The sequence below is a fragment of the Pontibacillus chungwhensis BH030062 genome (assembly GCF_000770675.1).
Classification (GTDB): domain Bacteria; phylum Bacillota; class Bacilli; order Bacillales; family BH030062; genus Pontibacillus; species Pontibacillus chungwhensis.
In genome coordinates this window covers 147,068-168,254 of sequence record NZ_AVBG01000009.1, presented here as the reverse complement: position 1 = coordinate 168,254, position 21,187 = coordinate 147,068, and the positions used below count along the sequence as shown (strand labels likewise).

Here is a 21,187-nt window from a genome sequence, read left to right as displayed (position 1 = left end):
AAGCGCAGGCCCCTTGTTCAGTTCCGTCGGGCATAAGGAAAGCAACGGAAGGAAATGTGATAAGGAATAATAACGATGTAAATAAAAAAGATTCAGAATTGCACATATTTTCATATTGACTGACTGGTCATGAAGATGTATGATCGACGTATATTATCAGGGAACGGGGTGTTATTTATGAGTACGATTGATCGTATTGTGGAATATCTCAAAAACCTCGGAGTGAATGCTGAAAAAGTGTACCGACCACCAAAGAGTAAAACGCAATCGTAATACATATAAACCAAAAACCCCTTCCTCTAAGCTTAGAGGAAGGGGTTTTGTTATGGGGTTGGCGTGATCGAAAAGTACTCATATTTTTTCAGTAAACTTAAGTACTGATCTTTAGATTTGATTTTAATCCCTTTTTGTAGTTCTTCACTTTGGAAACTTTCAAGCTTCCCAACATCAATTTGGAAAAAGGATTGAATGACCTCAGAACGTTCATCTGTACCATCAAATAAAATGAGTTCATTCCCTTCATTCAAACCAAAATATCCTGCTTCTTTCACAAAGGGTGAGAGGTCATCAATTTCTTTCTTAAACGTAATATGACCTTCACGCTGATCTACAAGCTCCCAGCCCTCATAGCGCGCCCAGAAGTCTTCCATTGCCCAAATCGTTTCTTTTTTCCGTTCTTCACCGATGTGTCCATCAATATACTCACGCTTCAACACAACTTCTATTTCTAGAGGCTCCTGCACACTCTCATTCGTTTCCGCTGCTTCGTTAGAAGAAGATTCTGAAGCCTTTAGCGGCAAAGTATCCATAATACGAACCCCACCTACTAACAAACAGAAAGTCACTGTAATTAATACCAAACGAACTCCTCGCAAACCATCCACCTCCATGATTCTTTATCCCTTTAAAGCACTATACGGCGCCTGGCACGCTTTCACCCACTAAAGGATGTCAGGTTGTGTTTTAGGAATAAAAAAAACTTCTAATTTTAGGGTTCCCAAAATTAGAAGTTTTATCCTTAAGGTCTCGTTATGCTTGGCGGAAATTATGGTAGACTTCTTGCACATCTTCTAGGTCTTCAAGCATATCAATTAACTTTTCCATTTGCTCGGCAACTTCTCCGTCAAGCTCGGAGTATGTTTGGGGGAAGAACGTTACTTCTTCCGTATCAAGGGAAATGTCTTGCTCTTTTAGAGTCGTACGAACGTCTTGAAACGCCTCAGGGTCTGTGTAGATCTCAAATGCCCCTTCTGTTGTTTCCATTTCCTCAGCTCCAGCCTCAATTGCCTCAAGCATCAATTCATCTTCATCAACTTCCACTAGAGAACGATCGATAACAATATAACCCTTACGATCAAACATGAAGGAAACACATCCATTTTCTCCAAGGTTCCCACCGTTCTTATTGAAAGCGTGGCGAACTTCAGAAGCTGTACGGTTACGGTTATCGGTAAGCACCTCTACCATAACTGCTGCTCCGCCTGGGCCGTACCCTTCATATGTGAACTCTTCGTAATTTGCGCCATCTAAACCACCAGTTGCTTTATTAATCGCACGATCGATGTTTTCGTTTGGTACATTATTTGCTTTTGCTTTATCAATCATTAAACGAAGCTGAGGATTTGTTTCAGGATCTCCTCCGCCTTCTTTGGCTGCTACATATATATCTTTTGCCATTTTCATAAATAGCTTTCCACGTTTTTTGTCTTGAGCGCCTTTACGATGCTTAATATTGGCCCATTTCGAATGACCTGCCATGGGACATTCTCCTCTCTTCATCTTTCCATAAAAAAATTAAAATCCATGTTTACTATAACACAAAGAAAAAATTTGAAAAAGCCTGCCAATTCAGGGCTAGCTGCTTCTTTGACATATGTAAATAACACGGTCCATAGCCTGTGCATCATAAAAACCCACAAAAAAAAAGAGCGCTTCTATAGCACTCTTTAGTTATTTATAATTCTTGTCTCTAAATTGGTCAATCCCTTCTGGCATCTGTTCATCTTGGTTAATTCGGCTCTTAAGATCTTTCATTCGATCCCAGTAGCGTTCATCCGTATACACAACGATTTCTTTTCCTTTAGTTTCAGGCATTTCTTTCAAAGCTGCACGTACCTTTTCCGCCACATCTACCCTTGTATATGTCGCACGGTCTGGCTCTTCCACTGCTACTAGAACAGCATCATTTGTCACGACAACTTGTGCAGTCTTTACATAACGAGACTGGCTTAAACGCTTCCCAATTACTCTAGATTGCTTGTCGTACTCTTTATTATTATAAGAGTTGGCATCCTTATCAGTAGTCGGGGTTGTTGGATACTCTTTTTGAGCCTCGCCATTTTTAGGACGAGATCTCTCTAATTCATACTGGTAATATTCTGTATCGATATTCGTTTGAAACTTTGGCTGATTTTTGCCGATATCTTGATTACGATCTTCTTTAGCGTTTTTCTCCGCCTGACCTTCTAATTCAGAGTTTAAAGACTCTGGTTCAAGTTCAGTTTGAATGGATTCTTCGTCGGCACCACCACAACCTGCAAGTAATCCAAGAGAGAGAACCGCGCCTATCATGAATTCTTTTTTCATGAGAAAAACCTCCCTTTCATCCTTAGGATGGCTTAGGGAGGTTTTCATTAACCGAGTTACATTTAGGTAATTTATGATTTAAGATTCAGGCGGAGCCGCAGCTAATTCACGCTTATGAGCACTCTTCTTATGCATATCTTCAATAATTTTACGGTCTTTTTCAGGGATTTCTTCGCCCTTAAGATGTTTGTCGATCATTTCATAAGATGTACCCATTTCGTTTTCATCTGTTTGACCTTCCCACAGACCTGCACTTGGTTTCTTCTCGATAATTTCTTCCGGAACTCCTAGTTCACGTGCCATATCTCGAACTTCACCTTTTGTTAAGTGAACAAGCGGTACTAAGTCAACGCCTCCATCACCATACTTAGTAAAGTAACCCGTATACCATTCAGCTGCATTATCTGTTCCTACTACAAGATATTTGTAATTCGTTCCAACAGAGTATAACGTACTCATACGTAAGCGTGCACGCAGGTTTGCATCAGCTAATTTCTCTTGGTTTTCGTTATAATCACCTGCAGATTTAAGTTGGTCTTGAATAGTTGAAAACATCACTTCATGTGTTTTTGTTAAATCCACAGTCATTGATTTAATGCCACAGCTGTCAATAACCTTTTGAGCTGCCTCTTGATCATTTGGATTACTCTTACACGGTAAGATTACACCCAGCGAATTATCCGGGAACGCACGCTTAATTAAATGTGCTACGACAGCTGAATCAATTCCTCCACTTACTCCTACAAGAAGTCCTTTTAATCCTGCATCATTCGCTTGATCTTGCAACCATTTCACAAGCTTGTCAACTTTTTCTTGCATAAGTACGCTCTTCCTTTCAGTTACTATAAGTTATGTTAGGTTAGTTCTCATATCATGTTAGCATAAACTTGTTTTGTTCTACAAATGTTTGTTGCTTGCGCCACCTTCCATGGAGCACTTGAAGGTAGTAAAGAACCTCTTCAGATGATGGATGACTTGCCATAAACGTATTCCACTCTCTTACTATAGAGGCAGGAATCGCTAACCCAAGGCGAAAAAAAGGAAGTTCCTCTTGAGTCAGTTTATGTTCTATATAAGCGATTTCTTCACGACCTTCCACAAATGGTAAAAAACGCTGAGCAATCTGAATCCAGTCATAGACCCTCGGGGATTGTGAGGCCAAATCAAAGTCGATAAGATATACTTTATTATGTTCTGTCTTCAAAAAATTATGAGCTGCAACATCCCCGTGAACCCAAGAGAGCTCATTCATCCCACGATTCTCAAGACCATACCAATCTAACTTCACAAATTGATTGTATGCTTTTTCTGATACTTGTCGTAAAGAATCAAAAAGGCCTCCATAACCATAGTGCCTAAACACATCATAATGGTTTTCAAACAGGCGAAACCGTTTTCTCCAGTGAATATACAAAGGCTGCTTCACAATCCCTGTTTTCACTTTAACTCCCTTAGCCTTTTGATGAAATTGATCCAACACATCACAGGCAGTTTCCCTATCCCATTTACGCTTATAACTTAATCCCTCTCCACGATACATGTAAGGAGCTAATGTCCAGGTTGAACCATATTCATCTCTTATATAAAAATCACCTGATGGGAAAGGAGAAAACGGAATTACAGGAGAGTCTTTAGGAAGGCCTGTAAACAATCCCCATTGTTGCCTGACAGAATGTACCGAGCTATATCGCTTTAAGATAAATGACCCTGATCCTGTAGACACGAAAAGCACATGAGGCTTAATGACTTTGAAATTACGAATAGTTAAACCTGCCTTCTCCTCAAAAAAAGAGAAGGGAAAGTCGCTTCCGACTCCCCCTTTTAATTTCTTCATATTTAATAATCCTCGTCGTCATCGTCAAATCTTGGCATATCTAATCCACTAAATTGAGAACTTCCTGGCCCCATTTGAGGGAAACCATACCCTCCCTGGTCCCCTTGCTGCGGCATCCCATATCCTTGTTGCGGCATTCCGCCTCCTTGACCTGGCATACCGCTTCCTTGCTGTGGCATGCCATATCCTTGCTGCGGCATTCCGTATCCTTGCTGTGGCATGCCATATCCTTGCTGTGGCATTCCGTATCCTTGCTGTGGCATGCCATATCCTTGCTGTGGCATCCCGTATCCTTGCTGGTATCCGTCATCACATCCGCAATCATCACTCATACCAGCCACTTGACCTGGCATTTGAGGCATATCCATACTAGATGATTCAGCAAATTCATCATAAGCCCCTTGAACCATACCTTGCTGCATTGGCATCATTTGCCCTTCATCGTAGCAATTCACATCACTACTTCCTAGGTATTGAGGATGTGGATAGCAAGGCATACAAGGATGAGGTGGGCAAGGTACACAAGGTTGATGCATCATTGGATAGTAGTACATTGGTTGTTGCATTTGCGGCATCTGCTGTGGCATTTGTTGCTGCATTTGTGGCATCTGCTGCTGCATTTGTTGCTGCATTTGTTGCTGCATTTGTTGCTGCATTTGTGGCATTAGTTGTGGCTTTTGCTCCTCTTGCTGAACCCCTTTTACATCTTGAGGTTTCTCCTCAGATTTCCCTTTTGGTTTGGCTTCAGGTTTCGCTTCAGGTTTCGCTTTAGGTTTCGGTTCCGTTTTTGCTTTAGGTTTAACTTCAGGTTTCGGTTCTTTATATTGAGGCATCTTAGGGATATTCACTGTGGTATAGTAATTTTGCATTTGTTGCTCCATAGTTGGAAATTGCATTTGAATTGGAGCCATCTGCATAGGCATTTGAGGCTGTGGCTGCACCGGCATCATCGGCTTCTCTTGTGTCGCTGGTTTAACAGCTTCTTTTTTAGGCATTTCCTTTTTCGGCATCTCTTTTTTAGGCATTTCCTTTGGCTGCTCTTTCTTCTCTTCTTTTATCATAGGTAACGGCTTTGGTGACGTATCTTTATACGGATGTTCTGCCGGGTACTTTTTCATCTCTTTTTTTACCGGCTTTGAATCCGTCGGCACTTTGATCTTCATGCCAGGCATAATCATATCTGGATTGCTGAGCTGCGTATTCATCGCTTTCAGCTCTTCAAAGTTCACCCCATATTTTTGGGCAATCTTCCACAATGTGTCCCCTTTTTGAACAACATGTATTTTCACCGCAGTTACTCCCTTCTTTCTGTTATAGGCATTCTCATAAGAAAATAAATAACAGATGAACTCCATACAACATATGCATGAACAACCAAAAGATTGATGGATTTGCCTAACTTTTTTCCGGATTCCTGCAGTCTATTATCATATTGACCACGCAAGAATCTACTCTAATTGGATAAAAAAGCAATAGCGGCATTTATTTATCTATTTAAAAAAGGCCTCTTCCCAAAATAAGGAAAGAGGCCTTTTCTTTACATTTTATAAACTGCATTTGATTGAATTTCAAAGCAAGGATATGTGCCCAAAATTTTAGTTTGGCACCCCAAGGCTTTTAGCTCTTGCTGCAGAGCTGGAAACAAAATGGAATCATAAGATTGGTTAACATCTATAATGAAGAAGTAGTTGCCTAACCCCGTCTTCATAGGACGTGATTCGATCCTTGAAAGGTTCATTTTTCGCCATGCAAAGGCAGATAGAACTTGATGAAGCGCACCCGCTCGGTCACTCGGCAACGTAACCATTAGCGTTGTTTTTTGTTGCTTCACTTCATGATCCTTCATCTCTACTGGTGCTTGCTCTTTTTGGACCACCACAAAGCGTGTATGGTTATTATTATAATCATGAACATTTTCCCTTAACACTTTTAAGCCATACTCTTGTGCTGCAAGCGCATTTCCTATAGCAGCGTGCTGACCTTTAAGGTCCTTCACTTTAGCAGCAGCTTCTCCTGTGGAAGCACTATAGTGAACTTCCACATCAGGCATTTCTTTATGAATAAATTGGTGACACTGAGCAATGGCATGGCTATGCGAATATACGTGTTCTATACGCTCTACATCTCCCTCAAACTCAGGATGAACGAGGATATGCTGCGTAATGGGCACAACCACTTCTGCGATAATAGGAAGTTCCACCTGATGAATTAAATAATCAATAGTCATGGACACTGTCCCTTCAATTGCATTTTCAACAGGAACTACCGCTAGCTCAACTTCTTGTGTGTCTACCGCATCTAAACACTCTGGAATCGTTCTGTAACTAACCGTCTGCTCCGCTTCAAAAAGTGCGTCTACTGCTATATTCGTAAATGTCCCTTTTGGACCTAAATATCCTACTTTCACCACTATGAATCCCCCTCAGCTATGCTCCGCTACTTACAACCTCAACTCGGTCTATAAAGTCTAAGCGTTTGAAATCTTGTAATAATTGATCAATTGATTGACTCATACCAGATGTATTTAATGAAAGCGTTACGTTTGCTTTCCCTTGTAACGGAATCGTTTGGTGTATCGTTAATATATTACAGCCTGATTCAGCAACCGCCGCAAGTAATTGAGAAAGCGTACCAGAACGATCTTCCAAATGAAAGAAAAGCGTAATCATTTTCTCTTTCACCATTGCTTGGAAAGGGAATACAGCATCCCTATATTTATAAAAGGCACTTCGGCTTAAGTCTACTTTTTGTACGGCATCATGAACCGAATCAACTTTCCCTCTCTCAAGCAAGGCTTTTGCATCCAATGTTTTTTGCATGGATTCTGGTAAAACGTCACTACGGACTAAAAAAAATTGTTCATTGTTTATTCCCATGATCTCGTTCCCCTTTTGAATAGTCTATTCGACAAATTCAAATTCAAAATCAAGCAAGCGAATCGTATCGCCATCTTTCGCACCGCGTTTACGCAAGGCATCGTCTACTCCCATTGTACGTAGCTGACGAGAGAATCGGCTGACGGATTCGTCCCTGTCGAAATTGGTCATCTTGAATAATTTCTCAATCTTCGGTCCTTTTAATACAAAGGCACCATCAGATTCACGCGTAATTTCAAACGGAGTCTCTTCTTTCTCGAAGCGGTATACAACGCGTTCTTCTACTTCCTCAACAGGCGTATCATCTTTTGGAATCGTTTCAAGAATATCAGCAATAGCAAACAACGCTTCCTTTAACCCTCCACGTGTAATAGAAGAGACCGGGTAAATCGGAATATCTTGCTCAAGCTGAGATTTAAATTCTTCAAGCTTTTCCTCGGATTCAGGCATATCCATCTTACTCGCTAAGATAATTTGAGGACGTTCTAATATAGTTTCATCGTATTGTTTTAACTCTTCGTTTATTGTCACAAAGTCCTCATATGGATCTCGCCCTTCCATACTTGCCATGTCCACAACGTGTACAATAACACGCGTACGATCAACGTGGCGCAAGAACTGATGACCAAGCCCTACCCCTTCATGAGCGCCTTCAATCAATCCAGGAAGGTCAGCCATAACGAAACTACGCTGATCTTCTGTCTCAACTACTCCCAAATTCGGAGTAATGGTTGTAAAATGATATTCAGCTATTTTAGGCTTAGCTGCACTCACAACAGATAAGAGTGTTGATTTCCCTACACTTGGAAACCCTACTAGTCCAACGTCAGCCATCAGTTTTAATTCTAATGAAACATTACGTTCTACACCTGGTTCACCGTTCTCAGAAATCTCAGGTGCCGGGTTACGAGGTGTCGCAAACTTGATGTTTCCGCGGCCACCTCGACCACCCTTAGCGATAATGGCTTGCTGCTTGTGTTCAATTAAATCAGCAAGCACATCTCCAGTATCAGCATCTCTTACCGTTGTTCCTGGAGGGACCGGTACGATTAGAGGATCAGAGTTCTTCCCGTGCGCTCCTCTACTTTTTCCGTGTTCGCCACGTTTCGCCTTAAAATGACGATTGTAACGGAAGTCCATAAGTGTATTTAAGCCTTCATCGACTTCAAAGATGACGTCACCTCCGTTACCACCGTCACCGCCAGCAGGGCCACCCATAGGAACATATTTCTCTCGGCGGAAGGATACACTTCCGTCTCCTCCGTCACCGGCTTTTATATAAACACTAACCGAATCGACAAACATTTCTTTCACCTCTTATTTTAATAACAAAGAGATTAACATCTGTCTGTCTGTTATCTCTATGTCTTTTACAAATTGTATTGGTTGGATCTCTGACTTCAGGGATTCTACTGCATTTAAATCCCCACTCACACCCAGCGTGATGATAGGTGTTTCACCTTTCGTGACAGACATCTCTATTTCGTATAAATTCAGTTCATTCACATGCTGTTTCAGATGCGACATGAGTTGGTTTAATGAGTGAACTAAGGACTGATCAAAAGCAGACAAGTCTAGCGAAGAATCTACATGATAGGTCATATGAAATTGATTATAATGCTCACGGAACTGCACGACCCAAAGTGAAAACCTTGGTGCCTTAAGACTCATTAGTTTTGATTCTTCTCTTGAAACCGCAATAATATGCTGGAGTTTCTCTTTTACTAATTCCATCTTGTCCATTGTGGCATATCCATACACAAGCTGTAACTGGTTCATCCAATCATGCCGGTAGTGCCTCAAGAGATTCTCCACCTCATCAACTTTCATCATATCCCGCTCCTTTTATCATAATAGTAAAAGTATAGCAGACTTAGGGTCATTGGGAAAAGATTGTTGAAAAGTAGCGATTTATTTCCAGAGGGTTCATAAGAGAGGTTTTTTCCTTTACGATTTCATATGACAAAAGATGCTCAACATATCGTGCATCAACTCATTTTATCCATTCACATCTCAATAAAAAAACTCTAACCCGAAGGCTAGAGTTTTTCTAAAAAGCTTACGCTTCTTGAGCTACAGGGTATACGCTAACTTTTTTGCGGTTACGACCGTAGCGTTCAAATTTAACAACACCATCTACTTTAGAGAATAGTGTGTCGTCACCACCGATGCCTACGTTAGCACCTGGGTAAACTTTTGTACCACGTTGACGGTAAAGAATAGAACCAGCTGTCGCAAACTGACCGTCAGCACGCTTCGCTCCAAGACGCTTAGACTCAGAGTCACGACCGTTCTTTGTACTACCTACACCCTTCTTTTGGGCGAAGAATTGTAAATTCAGACGTAGCATTGGGCTGCACCTCCTTATGGTTCGACTATTGTAATATATTGACCATAATCACGTTCAATGGTTTTAAGTGATATCATCATACCTTCTAACAAGACTTGTGCTTTCTCAAACACAGCAGGAGAAAGGGAATCCGGGAGTTCAACTCTCAAATATCCACCTTCACCCTCTTGCTCGATGACAGGTTCAAACTCACAAAGTTCTATCACAGCATTTACTGCACCGAAAGATACAGCTGAAACAGCAGCACAAACGAGATCATGTCCATAAGGACCACTCTCAGCATGTCCGCTCAATTCAAAATCTATGATGTGGCTTTGCTCATTTCGTGTTACAAGTACCTGAATCATAAGGCACCCTTACGCGTTGATTTTTTCAACAGTAAGTTTTGTGTAAGGTTGACGATGACCTTGTTTACGCTTGTAGTTCTTTTTAGGCTTGTATTTGAATACAGTTACTTTACGGCCACGGTCTTGTTTGTCGACTTTAGCCGTAACAGAAGCACCGTCTACGTAAGGAGCTCCGACTTTCGTGTCTTCGCCACCTACTACAAGTACCTTGTCGAACGTTACGTTTTCACCATTAGCAGCTTCAACTTTTTCAACGTAGATGGTTTGACCTTCTTCTACTTTGACTTGTTTGCCACCAGTTTCAATAATTGCGTACATACTTGCACCTCCTCTTGCACTCAGACTCGCCATGCAGGTGCTCGAATTTTCGAGCTTAAAAACCTGTTTTGAGCGGTTGTAGCACTTGGTGCTACGAGACATAACATATAGATGTTACCACCTCTAAAACAACCTGTCAAGAGACCCGTCGATATAAAAAGGTCGCTCTTGCAGGTTTTTCTCATCTCCTACATAACGGATGCGATAGGAACTATCGCTTTTACTATTATTAAGGACATAGACTTCTTTGTAAAGGGAAGATTTCATTTTTTCGATGTCGATTTTCTCCCTGAACAAGGACAAGAGTTCTGGATCGACTTCAAGCACAATAACCTCCTTATCACTTCTCCGATAAGAAAGAAGTTCCCTCTCTAGCTGATAGGCTTTTGTCTCAAGTGTTAACACATGATCCGGCCTTTTTTCAGCGATCCTATAAGGAAGAGAGGACGAGGTACGCTTTCTTGTCATTTCAAGCAGTCCAAGCTTCGTAAACCCTAGTACTTCAGAACGAATCGGATCTTGTTTAAGCTCTTTTTTTAAAGCCGATATAACTTTTTGTTGGTCTTTTGGATTTTTCATCGTTATAAAGTCGATTAAAATCATGCCAGATAAATTTCTGAGCCTGATTTGTTTAGCTACTTCTTTGGCCGCGGCGACGTTGGTTTGCAGCACAGATTGAGACTTCGAAGTTTTCCCCACTTTTTTGGCTGAATTTACATCGATTACTACCATAGCTTCAGTCTGATCCACCACAATCTCCGCCCCACCTTGTAGCGGCACGTTACGTTCGATAATCTTCTCGATCACTTGGTCTATTGTAAAAGGTCTTTGATGAGTGGAATCTTTCCACTCACACTTCGATGCAAGATGAGGGTAACGCTGATCGATATGTCGCTTCACCGATTGTTCGTCGACTGTAATCGATTGAATTTCCTTTTCACCGTATTGTCTTACAATTTGATCAGGTATAACAGGGTCCTCAAAAGCCAGGACAGGTGGTTTTCGATTTTGGAGGGCGGTTTCGATCTCTTTCCATTCTTGTTTCAAACGACTGCAGGACTCCATTAATCTAGTATCAGATACATGTTTAGCAGATGTTCTAAACAAGACCCCTTCTTTTCCTTCACTCCAACTTGAAGCTAATTCCATTAATTCATTACGCCTATTCTCTTCAATCTTCTTCGACACAGCGTGGTACTGGCCAAACGGGAGGTAAACGATGTCCTGGCCTGGCAACGTAACATTTGCTGTTAACTGCGCTCCTTTATCTTCAATGGCATCCTTTGTAACCTGAACCCATAACGCCTGACCTTCGTGGATGAGTTGTTCAATTCGTTTTTCTGGGTTCTGTCTTGAATCAGGAATCTCTGAACATTTCAAAAAGCCAAGCTTACTTTGGCCAAAATGTACAAAGGCCGCTTGTAAGCTTGGCTCTATATTAACGACTCTTCCTAAATATATGTTTCCAACGAGATCTTCGTCATCTTGTCTTGAAACAGATACCAGATCGATCTTACTTTCTTCCATGACGACTGCCCATTTTTCTGTTGGCAGCGTTTGAATATAAATGTCTTTCATCTATTCTCACCTTCTCTATGAAGCAAACCATTCTGCGAGTTCTGCTGCTTTAGCCCGAGATTGTTTCATTGTGAAATAATAATACAAACATTCGCCTTCATCAATTTGCGCTCGACTTTGATTCGGACGTGTTACAAAAATTTGATGGTGGTTCCCTCGTTTGAATTGCCTAAAGATGTGCATTACGGGGATATCTTCATTTACGTGAATAGCCCGGAGCTTACGAACCTTTTCACCATTCTGTTCATGGCGTTTCATTAGATAACGCAGAAAGGAATACTCTCTTTGCTTCCATTCTAGCCGATTTTCCCATAACAGGAAAGCTGCCAAAAAGATCGTACTTAACGAAAAAGGTAAAAAGATTAAAGCAGAGACTAGCGAGACAACCAAGAAGAAGACTGATAAATACAATAGAATTTGCTGAGCGCGTACAAACGGCAACGCATAGGAAAGAGAAAGAAACAAAAGCTTGCCTCCATCAAGCGGCCAAATCGGTAATAAATTAAATAAAAATAATATCCCGTTGTATACATGCATCACCTCGATGGTGGCCGGTGACAACCACCCTGTATACCCCAACAAGGAAATAGCTCCCCATAACCACACATGCTGTAAGGGTCCAGCTACAACAACAAGAACCTCTTCATGGAATGGTCTTGTATGGTGTTCTTCTGTTTCCATCACTCCACCAAAAGGCCAAAGCATAACCGAGCGAATTCTCCACTTAAAAAAGCGGGCCATTGCATAATGACCCAGCTCATGTATCCATACAAGGGAGAACATAATAACAAGTTGCCACAAGGAACCGGTCAAGATGCCGATCCCAAGCAGTATCCAAAGCAGCGGATGAACGTGAAAATGATTATTGATCAGCCTCGTCATGAACCTGGATCACCTCAATTGGATCAACAAATTGACCACCTTTTTGTATGGCAAAATAAACCGTTTCAGCTGTCCCATTCTCAGCAGGCGCCGTCTTCCCAATTACATTACCCGCTGTAACCTGTTGGTACTGATTCACATTGATTTCAGATAAATACCCGTAGTAAGACTTACTTCCGTCTGCGTGTTGAATAATGATGGTATTCCCCGTGTCCTCTTTCTTTCCTGCAAACTCCACCATCCCGGAACCAGAAGCGAGAATGTCTTCTTTTGAGGAAGTCTCAATGACAACCCCCTGGCCGTTTGTTTGAAATGACTCCCTTATACTCCCACTTACCGGAAGGGCTAATTCACCTGCTGCAGTTGGAACAACTTCATCTTCTCCCGGAGATTGAGGGAGAAACGCAAGTGGTTCACCAAACTTATCCATATACCACTGATTAACAGCAGCAAATTGAAACTCTTCTGTTACCGCCTGATCTACCCATTGTTTCGGGGTCTCAAGGAATCCAGCATCGAGTTTGTAAAGGATTGCAACTGAGAAAAATAAGACACCTGCTATGACACTTTTAAATAAGAAAGCCGTCAGGAACTGAGTGTTTGCGTTTGAACCACGATCGCTTTCAGAAAAAGGGAAGTAGCCGTGTTTCTCTTCTTCTTGTACGTAAGAAACAGCTTGAGTTGATGTAGACTTTCGTTCTCCTCCCACCCCTCGCTTCTTTTTACGTTCCGCTATTGATCTTCGAATGTCTTTAACGTCTCTTTTCATAGCCTCTCCTCATTCCTTCATCCATTCTTTGTACAAGTTTATGATGGAGGTAGACGAGTTATGAATTGGGAGAAAGAATAAGGGGAGGATTTCTTACTTAAAGTAAAGAGAATGTTTCCTATACCTTTAATTGAGCGTAAGGCGGGCCTGGAAACCACTCGCTTTCCTGTGGGGAGCTGGTGAGCCTCCTCACCCGGCAAGCCGGGTGAGGGGGTCTCACCTGTGCTCTTCTGCCCACGGGAGTCTCGCAGTTTCCAGGCCCACCTTTTCCATATTAGGAGATACGGAAACACGCCACATGCAGCTTTAATTTGGTAACAGCATCTCTCAAGCAGTACCCTTCCGCTTACAGCCCTATTCTTGTACAACCTCCGCCACAAAAAAGCTCAGTCCAGCGCTTTAATAAGCACTGGACTGAGCTTTTCACTATTCGTCTAGATATAACGTTTAAGAACGGATTCCAAAAAATCGTTTTACCTTAGAAACAAAGCTTTTATTTTCTTCTAGTGATAATAATGGCACCGATTCTCCAAGGATTCTTCTTGAAATATTTCGGTAAGCTAAAGCAGCTTTCGTATTTGGTTGAAACGCTACAGGCTCCCCGTGATTGGACGCTTTAATGACTTCGTCATCATCAGCCACGATTCCTAATAGATCAATAGATAGAATGGTTACAATTTCGTCGACATCTAACATATCTCCATTTTGGACCATGTGATTACGAATGCGGTTTACAATTAGACGAGGAGGTTCTACATCCTCTTGTTCTAATAAACCAATAATTCGATCAGCATCACGTACGGAAGATTTCTCTGGTGTCGTAACAACGATGGCTTTGTCAGCTCCAGCGACAGCATTTTTATACCCTTGTTCAATACCTGCAGGACAGTCAATTAATATGTAATCATAGTCCTGCTTTAATTCTTGAACGATCGTGACCATACCTTCTGGAGTTAAATCTGATTTATCACTTGTCTGGGCAGCAGGTAATAAAGATAGGTCTTCAAAACGCTTGTCCTTTATTAAAGCTTGCTTAAGGCGGCAACGCTCTTGAATGACATCGACAATGTCATAGATAATACGATTCTCAAGTCCCATCACCACGTCCAGGTTCCGAAGTCCAATATCTGTGTCAACTAAACACACCTTCTTCCCCATTAGTGCTAAGGCTGTTCCGAGGTTAGCTGTTGTCGTGGTTTTCCCGACGCCACCTTTTCCTGATGTAATTACGATCGACTCACCCATTTAGCATGCTCCTTTCTACCCCTGCTAACTCAGGGCGCTTTTGTGTGAGAAGTTGCAAACGATCAATTATGATCTTCTCTTCTTTGTCATCTACATACCCGCATTCCATATACGCTCCCTCTGCCTCATCATAATCAGGAGATCGGCTTAAAAGATCCGCAATGCGAAGCTGGTTTGGCTTCATGTATGAAGCTGCGATAACAGCTTTTGTATTTCCATTTACGCCAGCGTGGGCGATTCCTCTTAGATTTCCCATCACATAGATGTTTCCTGTTGCGACAATTTTTCCTCCTGGGTTTACATCACCTACGAGTAATAAATCACCACGAACCTCTAACACTTGTCCACTTCGAATGACTTTAAAGATTGGGTTAACAGCACGGTCAACCTCCCATTCGTGTGCTTCATCCTTTGTTATAACGTTAGAGTGAATTTCATCAATAACTAACTTATTATGACGACGAATGACTTCACGAAGCTCTTCTTTTTGGTCTTCATCTAAGTACCGATTTCCTAGCTGAATATTTACAGTAATCATCGGTTGGTCTTCATCAACATAATTCCCGGAAATCTTTCGGTCTAGTTCAAACAAAACATCGTGAAACGAGCATGTATCATCAATGTGTAATGTCAGGCCATCTTTAGTGCCTTTTATAGTAACGACTTGCTTCTTGGTACTCACGGAAGCTTCACCTCAAACAATATATTCGACTCTTTGTCTCGCAAATCCTTTTGCCTACACGGCTTTCTGGCTTGCCAATTGCTCTTCTGACCACTTGTAAAGAAGCGGTGGTAAGAATGGATATAAAACGAGCGTGAAGACTAGGTTAGCCAGTAATGTGGGAATTAAGCTCATAAGCGCATAGGTTTTCCACGTCATTACAAACCCTTGTACGGAAGAATACAAGAAGAATATGAGAGCATCAGCCAATGCTACACCAACTATACTCATAAGAATTGCGACAAACATATTGGCATGCAAGAGTTTCTTTACTCCATGGATGACATAAGCCGCAATTCCGTAGGTAAACATATATACCCCTAAAATATCTGTATAAAGAAGGTCAAAAAGAAAACCAAATATAATGCCATAAAACACACAATAATACGTGCTGTCAAAATCGTAAAATATAGCTATGTACACGAGGATGACGAACACCCAATGCGGGATCATAAAATAATCAGAGAGAAGCCATTCTTTCGGCAAGAAATCTGTAGCCGTCCCTTCTAAGATGAGGAATATTAAGAGAATAGCAGGAAGGAGTAAACGCTTCATTGCCCCTCCTCCTCTTCATTTGGATCCTCAGGTTGTTCATCTAGCTCTGGTGAGAACATATCACGATCTACAACAGACACGTGGTTAATCTCGTAAAAGTCAGCCGCTGGTTCAACGTACGCAAGTTGGGTTAAGCCATATTCATCAATGACAACCTCACGCACTTTCCCAATTTCTAACCCACTAGGAAATACTCCTCCCATCCCTGAGCTAACGACAAGCTGGCCTTTTTCAATCTTGGCATCATAAGGGATTTCCTTCAAGAGAAGAGCTTTCTTCTCTTCATCATATCCACCTTCGATTAGACCATATTGATTGTCGTCTCCGACTACTTTCGCGTGAATAAGGTTGCTTCCTCCAAATCCACTCAATAGCTGTATGGTTGAAGTTACCTGCGAGGTACTCTGGATCTTGCCGATCATTCCTTCACCAGTAATGACCGCCATGCCTTTTTGAACCCCGTGTTGCTCACCTCTGTTAATCGTAAGCTGCTTATACCACCGTTCCTCAGGCCCTCGTGCAATGACAGTAGCCTGGATTGGGGTATAACCACCTAAGCTTTCATTCTTATCTAACATACTGCGTAGTTCTTTATTTTCTTTTCTTAAAAGCTGTATATCTTCAAGTAAATTTCGGTCCTCAAGCAACTTTTGCTTCAACACTTTATTCTGTTCATACGTGTTTTTAATATCTGACACGTTGTCGAATGTCCCCGTCACAAACTGTACCGGGGCATGAAAAGCTGTCTGAACCCAACCGATTGTATCTTGCAAGAATTGCTCTGGCAGGGTTAAATTCTCTCGATCTCGAATTGTGAATCCAATGAGCGCCACCAGAAATATAATACTTACAAGAATGAGAATCAGTCGCTTATTTCGAAAAAATGATGGCATACCTTACACCTACTTAATCCATGCTTCTAGAAGCCACGTTCGGCTGTGATCTAAAGTGATGAATATATTCTAAAGATTTACCTGTGCCAATCGCGACACAATCAAGTGGATCTTCTGCCACGAACACAGGCATCTTCGTCTCATCGCTAATGACTGTATCAATATTCTTCAGAAGAGCTCCGCCGCCCGTCAAGACAATACCACGATCCATGATATCTGCTGACAGCTCTGGAGGAGTTTTCTCAAGCGTATTCTTCACTGCATCCACAATCTGATCGACTGTGTCTTTAAGTGAGCCCGCAATCTCTTCAGCTGTAATGGTAATCGTCTTCGGCAGACCCGTCACAAGGTCACGCCCTCTAATATCCAATTCTTCATCTTCTCCAGGATTTCCTGCTGTACCGATTTCCATTTTTAGCGTCTCAGCTGATCGTTCACCAATCATTAAATTATATTGCTTACGAATGTATTGGATAATGGAGTCATCCATTTCGTCGCCTGCCACACGAATAGACTGACTCGTAACAATTCCACCCAGTGAGATAATCGCTACTTCTGTCGTTCCTCCACCGATGTCTACAACCATACTACCAGTCGGTTCCCATACTGGCAAACCAGCACCAATCGCCGCAGCAAAAGGCTCAGCAATAGGGAATGCATCCTTAGCTCCAGCTTGTTTCGTAGCATCAATCACCGCACGTTCTTCTACCATTGTAATACCAGAAGGAACGCAAACCATTACATTTGGTTTCCTGGCGAATGAAGAACGATTCTTCTGGGCTTTCTTGATGTAATATTTCATCATAGCAGCCGTTGTATCGTAGTCTGCAATAACCCCATCCTTCATCGGTCGAATGACTGATATATTAGCAGGTGTACGCCCTACCATATTCTTAGCTGAGCTACCTACTGCTTGTATTTCGCCTGAGTTCATATTTTTAGCAACAACAGAAGGTTCTCTAACGACAACCCCTTTACCTTTTAAGAAAACTAGCGTGTTAGCCGTACCTAAATCAATACCTAAATCTTGAGAAAATCCAAATCCAACCACCTTACATCTTCCTTTCTATGACCAGTTCACGAACGTATTTATTCGTTTTCATAATTAATATGTAATCTAAACCTGTTTCAGTTCATTTCCCTGTTCCCCATTAGTGGGAGCATCTTTTTTTATCAAGTGAACAAGCGCCAAACGTAAGTAAGGATACTTAACGCCTGGCGCTTGATAGCATTGGGTTTCTTTTCAATTATACGAAAAAACAGAAGAAATAGATAGTAGTAATCGGGTCATTTTTTCTAGAATAGGCAGATCGAAGGAATGGCGGAGTAGACTTATACAATTAAAACAGCAGTAGTCTTACAAATATCCTTTTTCTTTCAGGGATACATATTTATGATCACCAATGACAAGGTGATCTAGAACCTCAATCCCTAACATCTTTCCACACTCTATAAGACGACGCGTAACGTGGATATCTTCTTGAGATGGCGAGGGGTCACCTGAGGGGTGATTGTGGGCGCATATAATAGAGGCGGCCGAACGTTTAACAGCTTCTTTGAACACCTCTCTAGGATGCACGATTGAGGCATTTAAACTGCCAATAAAAATGGTCTGTCTATGAACGACTTGATTTTTGGTATTTAAAAAAAGGACCACAAAGTGCTCCTGCTTTAAATCGCGCATTTCCTCCATCACATAATCAGCACCGTCTTCAGGACTTCGAATGGTATAACGCTCTGTAGGTTTATGAAAATGAATCCGCTTGCCAATTTCAAGAGCCGCCAGAACATTTACAGCTTTCGCTTCTCCTATGCCTTTTATGGCTGTTAACTCTTCTATCGTTGCATCTTTCAATAAGAGTAACCCCTCAAAATGAACGAGAAGCCTTTGAGATAGAGAGGTCACCGATTCTTTCTTCGTACCTGTTCCTAACAAAATAGCTAGCAGTTCTTGATTAGACAATTGACGTGCCCCCAGACGAATCAGCCTTTCTCTTGGACGATCTTCCTGGGGGACCTGCTTTATAAATACAGGTACTTCAGGCACATCAACGCCTCCCTTCACTTAATTCCCTGTACGCTCATTCTCCACTTCAGGTAAAGAAGGATAGACGCCATAAGCTTGCAAGGAGCGAACGACACGAGAAAGCGGCAGACCAACAACATTGTTGTAATCCCCTTTAATCCCTTTCACCAACGTAGCACCGTATGTTTGAATACCATAGCCTCCCGCTTTATCAAAAGGGTCGCCTGTTTCGATGTAGTATTCGATTTCATCCTTCGTTAATGGCCAGAATTCAACTGTCGTCTTCTCTACAATAAACGATTCTTGTTCCGACGAGCGGAGCATAACCCCCGTGTAGACTTCGTGCTGAGCACCACTTAACATAGAAAGCATCTCATAAGCTTCTTCAGCTGACTGTGGCTTCCCAAGCACTTTACCTTCAAAGCTTACGATTGTATCGGCGCTTAAAATCACTTCATTGTGTTCTTGAAGTTCGACCGTACGATTTTTAAGTTCAGCTAGAGCTTGAACGTAAGCACGAGGATTATAAAATGGTAAACTCGACTCGTCCGCATCCTGCTTTCTAATTTGAAATGGGATATGAACTTGCTCTAGTAGTTCTTTTCTTCTTGGAGAAGAAGAAGCCAAAATAAGTTGTGACATATACATCATCCTTTTCTCGTTGTTCTGATCGTTACAGGGTAGTTTCATCATACTTGCTCAAAGCCACCCTCGCAAAAGGGTGAAAACAACTATTACATTCTTTACAGTATTTTAATATCGTTTTTTTCGTATACAAAAATGAAATATTGCACTCTATATATAAGCGGAAATAGAAAAAAGCAAACCCAACAGCTCTTTTTCCCTCTATTTCAGCACGCTAAACTCAGATCTTAATAATGTTTCGCTTTGGCGCATGCTAAAGTCTAGCTGCCAAGCTCCCAGTCCCCCTAACTGATAGTCTCGAACGAGTTCAAACTTCGCTAATAAGCTCCTCGGGTCTTCAAACCACACTTCATGGGTACGACCTTGTTCATCTTTGTAACGAAACCACGGTGCTTCTGACTGCTCATCATAAAAAATCTGACTCTCATGATGAATATATTTTGCAATGGCATTTTGGACAGAATAAGCTTCTCCTTTGACACGCTTTTCCCCAGAAATCACCCAATCATAGGCATACATAGGAATACCAAGCATGAGTTTTTCCCTTGGCACAACTGTTGTAGCAAAGTCTAACGTCTTTTTTACCTCTAGAATAGGCGCAATCGGGCCAGAGGGTCCTCCAAGCCAATGCCAATTGTAGGTCATAAGAAAAAGACTGTCTGCATGCTCCCCGAGCGTCTTATAATCAAAAGCCGCGCTATAAGAAGGAGATTTACTCCCTTTCAGTGGGGGAACAGCAATATGCACTTCCATATTATTAGGGTGGAGGCGATCACTAAGCTCTTTAATAAAAAGAGAAAACAAGGACCGGTCTTCGGGATGAAGTCCTTCAAAGTCAATTACGACACCTTTGTAATCATGACGGTCCAACAAAAGGTAGAGGTGATTGATAAATGTCTTTCGCTTCTCTTCTGTACGAATGAGTTCATGGGCAAGGTCCGGGTCGAAGCCCTTTGAACTTAAGTTTGTCACAGTAGCAAATGGCAATATCCCTTTTCTCCATGCTTTGTTAACACTCCCCTTCAATGAGATGGAGGTTAACGTTCCATCTCTACTCGGGGTGTAGCTGAATAAGTAAATCGTTGTTAAATACTGACCAAGATTATCAATAATATTCTCATTGTATACTTCGTCCTTAGGGATAAAATAAGCTCCAACTTTTACAGGAGTCTTTTGCTTTTTTGGAACAGTAAGCGTCTGACCTTTAAGAATCGTTGTGGATTTCAAACCATTCTTCTCCATGATTTCATTCACGCTTACCTTGTGGCGCTTTGCGATCTTATATAAAGTATCTGATGGTTGAACAATGTATGCCTGACCTGGCACTAAAATGGACTGGCCTCGCACAAGCTTTCGTTCTTTAGGCATTCCGTTTAGCTTTGCGAGCTGATCTGGTGTGATAGTGTAGCGTTCCCCTATATTGTAGAGCGTATCGCCTTTTTGAGTAATATGAATGATTTCAGCTTTAATCTGATCTTCTGATGTAAATAGAATAAACAACAGTACTACCCCAACACATACATAACCTTTCATAATAAAGCCTCCTTCGATACCGTTAGGAT

General features: G+C 41.7%; 24 protein-coding genes and 1 other annotated feature. All 24 genes read right to left on the bottom strand.

The genetic code is table 11. The features are described from left to right. Positions 1–323: 323 nt before the first annotated feature. The gene (locus tag N780_RS12875) at positions 324–875 is read right to left on the bottom strand and encodes an intercompartmental signaling factor BofC (protein ID WP_198135859.1); all 552 of its coding nucleotides are present in this window, start codon (positions 873–875) and stop codon (positions 324–326) included. Between the two features lie 154 nt (positions 876–1,029). Beyond that, positions 1,030–1,758 (bottom strand): YebC/PmpR family DNA-binding transcriptional regulator, encoded by a 729-nt coding sequence (locus N780_RS12870; protein ID WP_036784731.1) that lies wholly within the window; start codon positions 1,756–1,758, stop codon positions 1,030–1,032. Between the two features lie 192 nt (positions 1,759–1,950). Then, a complete protein-coding gene (locus tag N780_RS12865) occupies positions 1,951–2,586 on the bottom strand; it encodes a YhcN/YlaJ family sporulation lipoprotein (RefSeq protein ID WP_036784728.1) in 636 nt (211 codons plus the stop codon). A gap of 78 nt (positions 2,587–2,664) precedes the next feature. Further along, positions 2,665–3,405, bottom strand: a complete 741-nt coding sequence (nadE, locus tag N780_RS12860; RefSeq protein WP_036784726.1) for an NAD(+) synthase — start codon at positions 3,403–3,405, stop codon at positions 2,665–2,667. Between the two features lie 52 nt (positions 3,406–3,457). Further along, the gene (locus tag N780_RS12855; protein ID WP_036784723.1) at positions 3,458–4,420 is read right to left on the bottom strand and encodes a phosphotransferase; all 963 of its coding nucleotides are present in this window, start codon (positions 4,418–4,420) and stop codon (positions 3,458–3,460) included. A 2-nt stretch (positions 4,421–4,422) separates the two neighbouring features. Beyond that, positions 4,423–5,709, bottom strand: coding sequence for a SafA/ExsA family spore coat assembly protein (gene safA, locus N780_RS20280; RefSeq protein WP_052115059.1), 1,287 nt, complete (start codon positions 5,707–5,709; stop codon positions 4,423–4,425). Between the two features lie 248 nt (positions 5,710–5,957). Then, complete coding sequence (pheA, locus tag N780_RS12840) at positions 5,958–6,830, bottom strand: prephenate dehydratase (protein WP_156969171.1); 873 nt, start codon at positions 6,828–6,830, stop codon at positions 5,958–5,960. A gap of 16 nt (positions 6,831–6,846) precedes the next feature. Then, on the bottom strand, positions 6,847–7,296 hold the full coding sequence (gene thrR, locus N780_RS12835) for a transcriptional regulator ThrR (RefSeq protein ID WP_036784718.1): 450 nt from the start codon (positions 7,294–7,296) through the stop codon (positions 6,847–6,849). 24 nt (positions 7,297–7,320) lie between these two features. Further along, entirely contained in the window at positions 7,321–8,601 is a 1,281-nt protein-coding gene (obgE, locus tag N780_RS12830) for a GTPase ObgE (protein WP_036784716.1), read from the bottom strand. Positions 8,602–8,613: 12 nt separating this feature from the next. Then, a complete protein-coding gene (locus tag N780_RS19275) occupies positions 8,614–9,129 on the bottom strand; it encodes a Spo0B domain-containing protein (RefSeq protein WP_084599572.1) in 516 nt (171 codons plus the stop codon). Positions 9,130–9,355: 226 nt separating this feature from the next. Next, positions 9,356–9,646, bottom strand: a complete 291-nt coding sequence (gene rpmA, locus N780_RS12820) for a 50S ribosomal protein L27 (RefSeq protein WP_036784714.1) — start codon at positions 9,644–9,646, stop codon at positions 9,356–9,358. A gap of 14 nt (positions 9,647–9,660) precedes the next feature. Further along, the gene (locus N780_RS12815) at positions 9,661–9,993 is read right to left on the bottom strand and encodes a ribosomal-processing cysteine protease Prp (RefSeq protein ID WP_036784712.1); all 333 of its coding nucleotides are present in this window, start codon (positions 9,991–9,993) and stop codon (positions 9,661–9,663) included. A gap of 9 nt (positions 9,994–10,002) precedes the next feature. Beyond that, positions 10,003–10,311, bottom strand: coding sequence for a 50S ribosomal protein L21 (rplU, locus tag N780_RS12810; RefSeq protein ID WP_036784710.1), 309 nt, complete (start codon positions 10,309–10,311; stop codon positions 10,003–10,005). A 12-nt stretch (positions 10,312–10,323) separates the two neighbouring features. Next, positions 10,324–10,399: a sequence feature (ribosomal protein L21 leader region), on the bottom strand. Between the two features lie 35 nt (positions 10,400–10,434). Continuing rightward, positions 10,435–11,889: an Rne/Rng family ribonuclease gene (locus tag N780_RS12805; protein WP_036784706.1), complete on the bottom strand. Its 1,455-nt coding sequence runs from the start codon at positions 11,887–11,889 to the stop codon at positions 10,435–10,437. Between the two features lie 15 nt (positions 11,890–11,904). Continuing rightward, on the bottom strand, positions 11,905–12,771 hold the full coding sequence (locus N780_RS12800; RefSeq protein WP_036784703.1) for a M50 family metallopeptidase: 867 nt from the start codon (positions 12,769–12,771) through the stop codon (positions 11,905–11,907). Next, positions 12,752–13,540, bottom strand: coding sequence for a M23 family metallopeptidase (locus tag N780_RS12795; RefSeq protein ID WP_036784701.1), 789 nt, complete (start codon positions 13,538–13,540; stop codon positions 12,752–12,754). Before N780_RS12795 ends, N780_RS12800 begins: the two co-directional genes overlap by 20 nt. A gap of 447 nt (positions 13,541–13,987) precedes the next feature. After that, positions 13,988–14,785: a septum site-determining protein MinD gene (gene minD / locus N780_RS12790; RefSeq protein ID WP_036784698.1), complete on the bottom strand. Its 798-nt coding sequence runs from the start codon at positions 14,783–14,785 to the stop codon at positions 13,988–13,990. Further along, complete coding sequence (gene minC, locus N780_RS12785; protein ID WP_036784695.1) at positions 14,778–15,467, bottom strand: septum site-determining protein MinC; 690 nt, start codon at positions 15,465–15,467, stop codon at positions 14,778–14,780. Before minC ends, minD begins: the two co-directional genes overlap by 8 nt. Before the next feature lie 54 nt (positions 15,468–15,521). Next, positions 15,522–16,061, bottom strand: a complete 540-nt coding sequence (gene mreD / locus N780_RS12780) for a rod shape-determining protein MreD (protein ID WP_036784693.1) — start codon at positions 16,059–16,061, stop codon at positions 15,522–15,524. After that, complete coding sequence (gene mreC, locus N780_RS12775) at positions 16,058–16,954, bottom strand: rod shape-determining protein MreC (protein ID WP_036784692.1); 897 nt, start codon at positions 16,952–16,954, stop codon at positions 16,058–16,060. Before mreC ends, mreD begins: the two co-directional genes overlap by 4 nt. A gap of 13 nt (positions 16,955–16,967) precedes the next feature. Then, positions 16,968–18,005 carry a rod shape-determining protein gene (locus tag N780_RS12770; RefSeq protein ID WP_036784689.1) on the bottom strand — a complete coding sequence of 346 codons (1,038 nt, stop codon included), beginning with the start codon at positions 18,003–18,005 and terminating at the stop codon, positions 16,968–16,970. 306 nt (positions 18,006–18,311) lie between these two features. Further along, entirely contained in the window at positions 18,312–19,001 is a 690-nt protein-coding gene (gene radC, locus N780_RS12765; protein ID WP_036784687.1) for a RadC family protein, read from the bottom strand. Between the two features lie 18 nt (positions 19,002–19,019). Further along, positions 19,020–19,622 (bottom strand): Maf family protein, encoded by a 603-nt coding sequence (locus N780_RS12760; protein ID WP_036784685.1) that lies wholly within the window; start codon positions 19,620–19,622, stop codon positions 19,020–19,022. A 204-nt stretch (positions 19,623–19,826) separates the two neighbouring features. After that, on the bottom strand, positions 19,827–21,158 hold the full coding sequence (locus N780_RS12755; RefSeq protein WP_036784683.1) for a glycoside hydrolase family 18 protein: 1,332 nt from the start codon (positions 21,156–21,158) through the stop codon (positions 19,827–19,829). Between the last annotated feature and the right edge of the window lie 29 nt (positions 21,159–21,187).